Source organism: Desulfovibrio sp. Huiquan2017, assembly GCF_017351175.1.
Taxonomy (GTDB): domain Bacteria; phylum Desulfobacterota; class Desulfovibrionia; order Desulfovibrionales; family Desulfovibrionaceae; genus Pseudodesulfovibrio.
On record NZ_JAFMPN010000030.1, the window covers coordinates 1 to 8,283 of the forward strand.

Consider the following 8,283-nt stretch of genomic DNA (forward strand, 5'->3'; position numbering starts at 1 on the left):
ATTGGAAATAGCCGTTGGTTCAGGTGGGTAGCAAGGACTCGAGTAGGAGCTCAGATCATTGAAAAAGGCTCCCGGCCAACATTGCCGCATTTATTATTCCAGGACACAGCAGCGCATCGGCCACTTTGTTAACAACTTTATTGTCCGCCCACACGTACAGATTCACGTCTGCGGCGGACCAATCTCCACGGCGGCAGCACTGCAAATGGAGGCAGCCATCCCGAACTTCATGATTCACGAGCTGCATCGTTATGCGCTGCTTGAGCCGAACACCAAAACCTGTGTGCACAACTATATGCCCGAAAACGGCATGTATAGCGTCCCCGATCTTCCTGGCCTGGGGCAGGAGTTGACTCCTGAGACGCTCGCCGCCTCCAGGGTTGTAACGGTCAAATAACTTGTAGCGGTTAATACGATAAAAAAGGGGGAGACATTGTCTCCCCCTTTTTTGCGTACTCCCTTTTGCCTACACGGATATTCACTAAACAACTCCGCTTCCGGCAGCAGAGAGATGCAGCAACCGGAAGCGGCTTTTCATGGCACCCGGCACCCGCCCCCTGCGCGGCAAGGTATCGGTCCGCGAAAAACGGATCGCGGCAACGGCGATCACCGTGGCGACAGGCCATGGTTGACCGTCCGGGCTCGCCCTCCATCACCGTATAGCCGCGAGAGGAAAGACTTCCCGCCTATCCGGGGTAAGGCCCCAATTCCGGGTGTCAGGGACCTTATTGCACGGAGATCGGCTTGGCGCGCCCAAGAGTTCTTCCGCTCCGGACCGCCTTGACATGAGTATCTTTTATGAAATAGTAGCACTAAAGTGTTACTATTTTATTATTCGTGCTAACACCATCCGGTCCAACCGGCATCGGGGTTAGCGGAGGAGGGTATCCGATGTCAGGATGCACACCAAAGTCGGCACCGGCAATGGCGCCGGTGGACTTGTCTTCAATCCACCCCAACAAGGAGGGCACCATGAAACAGATTGAAGGCGTAATGGCCCAAACCAACGCACCCAAGGGCGTTGACCCGGACAATCTTTTCTTCGTCCAGGTCGATCCCACCAAGTGCGAAGCTTGCGGCACTTGCGAGGAACACTGCGCCACAGGAGCGATCCAGGCCATCAACGAGGAAGGCATCCATCAGGTGGTGGACCCGGCGGCCTGCATGAACTGCGGCCAGTGCCTCGTCAACTGTCCCTACGACGCCATCTACGAGGGTGTCTCCTACGTAGACGAGATCTTCGAGAAATTGAAGGATCCGAACACCATAGTGGTCTCCATGCCCGCTCCCGCCGTGCGCTACGGCCTGGGCGAGTGCTTCGGCAAGGCCACCGGCACCTATGTGGGCGGCCAGATGCACGCGGCCCTGCGCCAGCTCGGCTTCAACTACATCTGGGACAATGAGTTCGCCGCCGACGTGACCATCATGGAAGAGGGCACCGAGCTCATCCAGCGGGTCAAGGAACAGGGCCAGAAGGACGCGCGTCCCCTGCCCCAGTTTACCTCCTGCTGCCCCGGTTGGATCAAGTTCGCCGAAACCTTCTACCCGGACTTGCTGCCCAACCTGTCGAGCTGCAAATCGCCCATCGGCATGCTTGGCCCCCTGGCCAAGACCTACGGCGCCGAAGAGACCCACACCCCGGCCCAAAAGATCTACACGGTCTCCATCATGCCCTGCATCGCCAAGAAGTACGAGGGAATGCGCCCCGAGATGGCCGACAGCGGCTTCCGGGACATCGACGCGACCATCGACACTCGTGAGCTGGCCTACATGATCAAGACCGCGGGCATCGACTTCAACTCCCTGCCGTCTCAGGGGCCGGACCCGATCCTCGGTGACTCCACCGGCGCCGCGACGATCTTCGGCAACTCCGGCGGCGTCATGGAAGCGGCCCTGCGCCTGGCCTACGAGGTCCTGTCCGGCGAGAAGCTGAACAACCCCGACATCAAGGTCGTGCGCACACACGAAGGCATCAACACCGCCGATGTGAAGGTGCCCCACTTCGGCACGGTCAAGGTCGCCGTGGCCAGCGGCCTGAAAAACGCGGCCAAGCTGTGTGACGAAGTACGCGCGGGTAAATCCCCGTACCACTTCATCGAGATCATGACCTGCCCCGGCGGGTGCGTGAACGGCGGCGGCCAGCCCGTGGATCCCGACATCAGGGCTTCCCTGTTCCGGTCCACCGTGGCCCAGATCAACAAGCGCTTCCGGGCCCGCAGGGTCGGCGCATAAGGAGGAATGAAACCATGAAACTGAACAGACGCGGATTCATCAAGGTTTGCGGCATGATGGCCGGATACGCCGTGCTCGGCGCGAACCTGACCCGGGAGGCGGTCGCCGCCACCATGGACTTCGTCGGCCTGCGCCAGAAGTCCGTGTACGACGCCGACGCCCACATCTACAAGGTCAGGAAATCCCAGGACAACCCGATGGTCAAGAAGCTCTACGACCATAAGGAAGGCTTCCTGCATGACGGCCCCTGCGGCCACATGTCCCACCACCTGCTGCATACCCACTATGTGGACCGCAGCGCACGGGTGAAGGTTCTCAAGGAAAAAGGCTACAAGTTCAATCTCTAATATCCGACAGCTTCGACCTGCGGCAAGGATGCTTCTGATCCAAGGGCCGAACGCGTCTCCTATCCCATCCCTCCCCATACCGCTCTGTTTCCACCCTTCTTCTCAGCCATCGCGTAGGCTGTTCGTAATACTTTTTTTAAAAAAATATGCGTTTAATATAATTTTTTCTTGATTAGTAATACTGTCTTTCGTAACACTGATCTCCAGAACACCTCCAACCGGAGACCGCCTGCCTGCGGGAAGGGTTTGCCTGACCCCAAGGCGGAGCCGCCCGGCCCTGTCCGATATCGCAATCGGCAAAACGGCCGGGGGTTCCGTTCCCTCTCCGGCAGAGAGCCCGGGAGTGCTAAACCGGGCTCTTCTTATAAGGAATCCACGAATTGAAGGAGCAAGGGATGCAGAAACGGCTGGGCATCATCGGCATCATCATCAAGGACCGCAACAAGGCCGCCGGCGCGGTCAACAACATCCTGAGCGACCACGGGGAAATGATCGTGGGCCGGATGGGGCTACCGTTCCGGGAGCGGGGCGTGAGCATCATCGACCTGATCATCGAGGCCACCACCGACGAAGTGGGGGCGCTGACCGGCAAGCTCGGCATGCTCGACGGCGTCCAGGTCAAATCGCTGTTGGTATGACGAACGGAATCCCCGCGCCGCACGACCGTCGGCGCGGGCCGTTTTCTCTCCCGTCAGCGTTCCCGGAACGTTCCGCAGAAAAGACGGGGAGAACGGAAGCCCGGCACTTGTAACCTCAGCCAAGGCGAATCATGCGGGACCGAAAGCCTGAAGAGACCCGGATCGAACGTGACGGAATAGGCGAACTCGCCCTGCCTGCGGAGGCCTACTGGGGCATCCACACCTTGCGGGCCGTGCGCAACTTTCCCTTTTCCGGATATCGGCTGCACCCGGCATTCATCCGCTCGTTCGCCCAAGTCAAACAGGCTTGCGCCAAAACCAACACGCTCCTCGGGCACCTCCCAGAGGAGCGCGGGCGGGCCATCATGGAAGCCTGCGGCGAAATAGCGGCGGGAGAACTGACCGACCAGATCGTCGTCGACGCCTTCCAGGGCGGGGCGGGCACCTCCACCAACATGAATTTCAACGAGGTCATCGCCGGACGGGCCGCCGAACTGCTCGGCGGCGACCGGGGCGACCGCTCCCTGGTCAATCCCCTGCGCGACGTCAACATGCACCAGTCCACCAACGACGTGTACCCCACGGCGCTAAAGGTGGCGGCACTGGCCCTGCTGATCGAACTGGAACAGGCCATTGGCCGGTTCCAGGAATCCTTGCAGGAACGCGAGGCGGCCTTCCGGAACGTGGTCAAGGTGGCCCGGACCGAGTTGACGGACGCGGTGCCCATGACCCTGGGCATGACCTTCGGGGCCTTTGCCGACGCCGTGGCCCGGGACCGCTGGCGCATCTTCAAATGCCGAGAGCGGTTGAAACGGGTCAATCTCGGCGGCACGGCCATCGGTACGGGGCTGGGCGCGCCGCGCGACTACATCCTCTCCGTGACCGGGCATCTGGCGGCCATCACGGGCCTGCCCGTGTCCAGGGCGGAGAATCTAGTGGACGCAACCCAAAACATGGACGTCTTCGTCGAGGTTTCGGGCATGCTCAAGGCCTGCGCCGCCACCCTGCTGAAGATCGCCTCGGACCTGCGGCTGCTGTCCAGCGGGCCGGACGCCGGGTTCGGGGAAATCCTCTTGCCGCCACTGCAGGCCGGATCCTCGATCATGGCGGGCAAGATCAACCCGGTTATGCCCGAGGCCGCCACCCAGGCCGCCATCCGGGTCATGGCCAATGACCAGGCCATCACCATGGCCGCCGCTCTGGGTCAGTTGGAGCTCAACCACCTGCTGCCGCTCATCGCCCACGCACTGCCCGAATCCCTGACCCTGTTGACCGCCGCCTGCAACGGCCTGGCCGAGTGCTGCGTACCGGGCATCCGGGCCTGCGAGGAGCGTTGCCGGGAGCACGTGGAGCAAAGCTCGGCCCTGGGCACGGTCCTGGTGCCGTTCCTGGGCTACGACCGAGTCGGCGAGATGGTGGCCGAGGCCCGGGCGCAAGGCGAGACCGTGCGCGGCCACGCCCTGCGCATCGGCGTGGCCGACCCCGAGGCTCTCAAACGGCTGCTCCTACCCCGCCGATTATGCAAACTGGGGTTCACCCCGGAAGAATTCAAGGAAATGAAGACGCCATGAACTATCTCCATCCGCTACCCCATCCAAGCCGATCCGCCGCCCCTGCCAAGGCTATTTTCTCCCTCAGGACCAGCCCGCGCACCGGCATGCCCCCATTACCGGCCAAGGGGCCCGTCAAGGGAGGCCGCCATGTCGGATAAGGCACCGCGTGGAGTCAGGCTGGTCATCGCCCTGGTGGGGCGGCGCAATGCGGGCAAGTCGTCCCTGATCAACGCCCTCACCGGCCAGGACACCGCCATCGTCTCGGACACGCCGGGCACCACCACGGACCCGGTGGCCAAACCCTATGAGCTCCTGCCCCTGGGCCCGGTGACCTTCTACGACACCGCCGGGCTGGACGACCAAGGCGAACTGGGCGGACTGCGCGTCAAGGCCACGCGCAAGATTCTCTACCGCAGCGACGTGGCCGTGGTCGTGCTTGGCGAAGACGGGCTCACCGGCTACGAACAGGCCCTCATCGAGACCATCCGAGAACTGGATATTCCCTATATCGTGGCCTGGAACAAGGCGGACCTGCGGGCCCCCGGCGCGAACCCGATCCCGGCGGAAGCGGCCGCGCCCGTGCTTGAGGTCTCGGCCACGGACGGCCGCAACGTGGACAGACTCAAGCAGGCGATCATCGACGCGGCCCCGCCCGAGTACCGCCAGGAACGGCTCATCGTAGGCGACCTGATCAACGAGGGCGACAGCGTGCTCTGCGTGGTGCCCATCGACCTGGCCGCGCCCAAGGGGCGGCTGATCCTGCCCCAGGTCCAGGTCCTGCGCGAAATTCTGGACTGCGACGCCATGGGCACCATCATCAAGGAACGGGAGATCCAGGCGGCCCTGGAGGGATTCAACCGCAAGCCCGCCCTGGTCATCAGCGATTCCCAGGTCATCATGAGCGTGGCCGGGGACGTGCCGGACGACATTCCCCTGACCACCTTCTCCACCCTGTTCGCCCGCTACAAGGGCGACCTGGACCGGCTGGTGCAAGGCGCTTCGGCCATCGACCGGCTCCAGGACGGCGACCTGGTGCTCATCGGCGAGGCCTGCTCGCACCACGACGTGGCCGACGACATCGGCCGGGTCAAGATCCCCCGCTGGATGTCCCAGTATACCGGCCGCGACCTGCGCTTCGAGGTCTACTCCGGCCACGACTTTCCCGAAGACCTGGAAAAATTCAGTCTGGTGGTCCACTGCGGCGCGTGCATGCTGAACCGCACCGAAATGCTCCGCCGCATGGCCGAATGCGCCCGCCGCAACGTGCCCATGACCAACTACGGGGTGGCCATCTCCAAGGTCCAGGGCGTGCTGGACCGGATCATCGCCCCGTTCTTTCGATAGGCCCACCGCCAGATCATCCTTGTTACTATTTCAATATTCGTATACCAAAAACAAATACTAATTATAAAAGATTATGGAGGTGTACGGTATGAAACCTACGATGAAATCTCTTGTGGCGGCCCTGGTGTTGCTCTTGTGCGGAGCGACCGTGGGCCATGGGGCCGGATTCGGCCTGACCTGGACCCCGGCCATGAAGACGGCGGCAACGGAGCTTCAAAGCGCCATGGCCCAGTTGAAGGTCACCCCGGAGACCGAGGGGTTCCTGGTTCTGACCAACGCGGGCTACGGCGAGGCCGCAGGCGCGTCCACCGAGGCCTACCTGGACGTGATCGCCGAGACCACGGACCGGACGCCCGGCACCCGCACCCTGCTGGCCGTGGATACGCCGTGCAGCGAGCCCCTGTGGTTCGCCCTGTGCAACCGGGACAGTGGCAAGCTGGTATACCTGAAACTTTCCGGCGACACCTACGCCACCCAGACCCTGGATATCCGGCCCGAAAGCATCTTCCGGCCCGAGGTCTGGGGCGAGGCGGCCAAGGGCCCCATCGGCCCGCGCCTGTTCTCGGTGGCGTCCATCACCCTGGCCTGGACCGCGGGCGCGGACTGGCGCATGCTCAAGGGCGCGGAATTGCACGACCACTTCTGCCCGGGCCTGAACGCCGGGTTCATCGCCAAAGGATATCTCGATGAGCACCTGCCCCTGGGGGCGGGCGACCGGTACGTGTTCATCGGCGCCCCGTCCATGTGCGCCATGGACGCGCTCCAATCCCTGTATGCCGCCACAGTGGGCAAGAGCGGCGCGTTCAGCATGTACGTACCCAAAGCAGCCGAGAGGAACGCCAAGGACGGGGTCACGCCCTCCATCATCGCCCTGCGCGTCAACGCCAAGAAGGATACCTGCGACGGCCTGGTCCTGGGCTTCGACTGGAGTGCGTCCGAAGAGGCCACCGGCGTCACCGCCGCGGACCGCAGCCCCAAGGGCGGCAAATCCAATCCGCTCTTCTTCATCTCCCGCGTCAAGATGTCCTGGAAACTGGCACAAATGCCCCCGGATGAAAAGCTGGCCTACATCAAGGTCCTGCGGGAATTCCACGGCCCCGCCTCACTGGCCATGGCCATAAAGAATGGCGGAGCCGATCCCTACGCAGCCATTCAATAGCCGGCGCTCAAAGAAAAAAGCCCCGGTCATCGACCGGGGCGTTTTCCATAAATGTTGACGAAAACGCTTAAAATTATTCGTAACCCCCTGTTTGTCAAAACGAACAGGGGGTTCTTCTTGTGGGTAAAATATTTTCCCCGGTTTGCCTGATTGAACATATTCCTACTTGAGATGTGATACCAGTCTAATTGCTTATATTCTATCGTTAAAAAGTAAAATAGATCTTGACTTTTTTTAAAAATATGCTATAATATATATTCAAAATCGCTTTGCGGTTTTAGAATCCATAAGGAGGTCAAGATATGACCCATTTTGAAACAATTTATAGGAGGGTGGGCGATACAGGAGACGTATGTTTTCCAACAGCATTTTGCAAAAAGTGTGGCCTGCCAGCAGTAGTAACCTTTATCCCGGAAAAAACGTATCCGGATGCAGACCTTATGCGTATTTATCGATTTGAATGTCCGCGTGATCGTATTGTTCAAACAGATGTTGTTGAAAAGGTTTATGGGGAATGGAAAGTGAGGTCTTCTTCATGAATTTAGAAGAGTTTATCACCGAATCGTTAAAACAAATAATTGATGGTGTGCGGAATGCTCAAGAATTTGCTTCTGCGAAGGGTGCGATTGTAGCTCCTAGTTACGGCCTACTCCCCGGTGTTCAATGTGAAGAAGGCGACAATCAAACAGTGATGTTTAATGTGGCAGTGACGGTTCAAGAAAGTAGCGGCCAGGACGGGCAAGCAGGTCTAAGAATTCCTTTTTTTGATGCTAAAGGCACCCTGTCCTCTGAACAGTTAACAGGCACTATTTCCAAAATATCATTTGCGATCCCTATTGAACTTCCTGTTCAAAAAAGCTAGTTGCCCGGTTCTTCTTTTACAAAAAAAATAGCCAGATACACAAACGCAATGCCCCGGACGATGTCCGGGGCATTTTATCAACATATATGAAAGACGTCTTGGTCATCGACCGGGGCTTCTTTTTTGTCAAAGGGGCCGAGCCTAGCAA

At 60.1% G+C, this 8,283-nt stretch carries 9 protein-coding genes; all 9 read left to right on the forward strand.

All coding sequences use genetic code 11. The annotated features are described in order from the left end of the window. The first annotated feature begins 58 nt into the window (after positions 1 to 58). The 9 genes from J0909_RS18090 to J0909_RS18130 all read left to right on the forward strand — a co-directional run bounded on the left by J0909_RS18090 (position 59) and on the right by J0909_RS18130 (position 8,135). The gene (locus J0909_RS18090) at positions 59 to 397 is read left to right on the forward strand and encodes an enolase C-terminal domain-like protein (RefSeq protein ID WP_207265077.1); all 339 of its coding nucleotides are present in this window, start codon (positions 59 to 61) and stop codon (positions 395 to 397) included. A gap of 575 nt (positions 398 to 972) precedes the next feature. Beyond that, the gene (locus tag J0909_RS18095; RefSeq protein ID WP_286182138.1) at positions 973 to 2,232 is read left to right on the forward strand and encodes a [FeFe] hydrogenase, group A; all 1,260 of its coding nucleotides are present in this window, start codon (positions 973 to 975) and stop codon (positions 2,230 to 2,232) included. 14 nt (positions 2,233 to 2,246) lie between these two features. Further along, a complete protein-coding gene (locus J0909_RS18100; RefSeq protein ID WP_207265079.1) occupies positions 2,247 to 2,579 on the forward strand; it encodes an iron hydrogenase small subunit in 333 nt (110 codons plus the stop codon). 395 nt (positions 2,580 to 2,974) lie between these two features. After that, a complete protein-coding gene (locus J0909_RS18105) occupies positions 2,975 to 3,217 on the forward strand; it encodes a TM1266 family iron-only hydrogenase system putative regulator (protein ID WP_207265080.1) in 243 nt (80 codons plus the stop codon). A gap of 131 nt (positions 3,218 to 3,348) precedes the next feature. Next, positions 3,349 to 4,788 carry an aspartate ammonia-lyase gene (locus tag J0909_RS18110; RefSeq protein WP_207265082.1) on the forward strand — a complete coding sequence of 480 codons (1,440 nt, stop codon included), beginning with the start codon at positions 3,349 to 3,351 and terminating at the stop codon, positions 4,786 to 4,788. 129 nt (positions 4,789 to 4,917) lie between these two features. After that, on the forward strand, positions 4,918 to 6,114 hold the full coding sequence (gene hydF / locus J0909_RS18115; protein WP_207265084.1) for a [FeFe] hydrogenase H-cluster maturation GTPase HydF: 1,197 nt from the start codon (positions 4,918 to 4,920) through the stop codon (positions 6,112 to 6,114). 88 nt (positions 6,115 to 6,202) lie between these two features. Then, a complete protein-coding gene (locus J0909_RS18120) occupies positions 6,203 to 7,273 on the forward strand; it encodes an FmdE family protein (RefSeq protein ID WP_207265086.1) in 1,071 nt (356 codons plus the stop codon). A gap of 302 nt (positions 7,274 to 7,575) precedes the next feature. Beyond that, a complete protein-coding gene (locus J0909_RS18125; protein WP_207265088.1) occupies positions 7,576 to 7,812 on the forward strand; it encodes a hypothetical protein in 237 nt (78 codons plus the stop codon). Then, positions 7,809 to 8,135: a hypothetical protein gene (locus J0909_RS18130; protein WP_207265089.1), complete on the forward strand. Its 327-nt coding sequence runs from the start codon at positions 7,809 to 7,811 to the stop codon at positions 8,133 to 8,135. The genes J0909_RS18125 and J0909_RS18130 overlap by 4 nt, the downstream gene beginning before the upstream one ends. Positions 8,136 to 8,283: the final 148 nt, after the last annotated feature.

Bases quoted from the DNA above. Each gene is read 5' to 3' on its own strand.
- J0909_RS18095 (WP_286182138.1), top strand. From the start codon at position 973: ATGAAACAGATTGAAGGCGTAATGGCCCAAACCAACGCACCCAAGGGC.
- J0909_RS18100 (WP_207265079.1), top strand. From the start codon at position 2,247: ATGAAACTGAACAGACGCGGATTCATCAAGGTTTGCGGCATGATGGCC.
- J0909_RS18105 (WP_207265080.1), top strand. From the start codon at position 2,975: ATGCAGAAACGGCTGGGCATCATCGGCATCATCATCAAGGACCGCAAC.
- J0909_RS18110 (WP_207265082.1), top strand. From the start codon at position 3,349: ATGCGGGACCGAAAGCCTGAAGAGACCCGGATCGAACGTGACGGAATA.
- hydF (WP_207265084.1), top strand. From the start codon at position 4,918: ATGTCGGATAAGGCACCGCGTGGAGTCAGGCTGGTCATCGCCCTGGTG.
- J0909_RS18120 (WP_207265086.1), top strand. From the start codon at position 6,203: ATGAAACCTACGATGAAATCTCTTGTGGCGGCCCTGGTGTTGCTCTTG.
- J0909_RS18125 (WP_207265088.1), top strand. From the start codon at position 7,576: ATGACCCATTTTGAAACAATTTATAGGAGGGTGGGCGATACAGGAGAC.
- J0909_RS18130 (WP_207265089.1), top strand. From the start codon at position 7,809: ATGAATTTAGAAGAGTTTATCACCGAATCGTTAAAACAAATAATTGAT.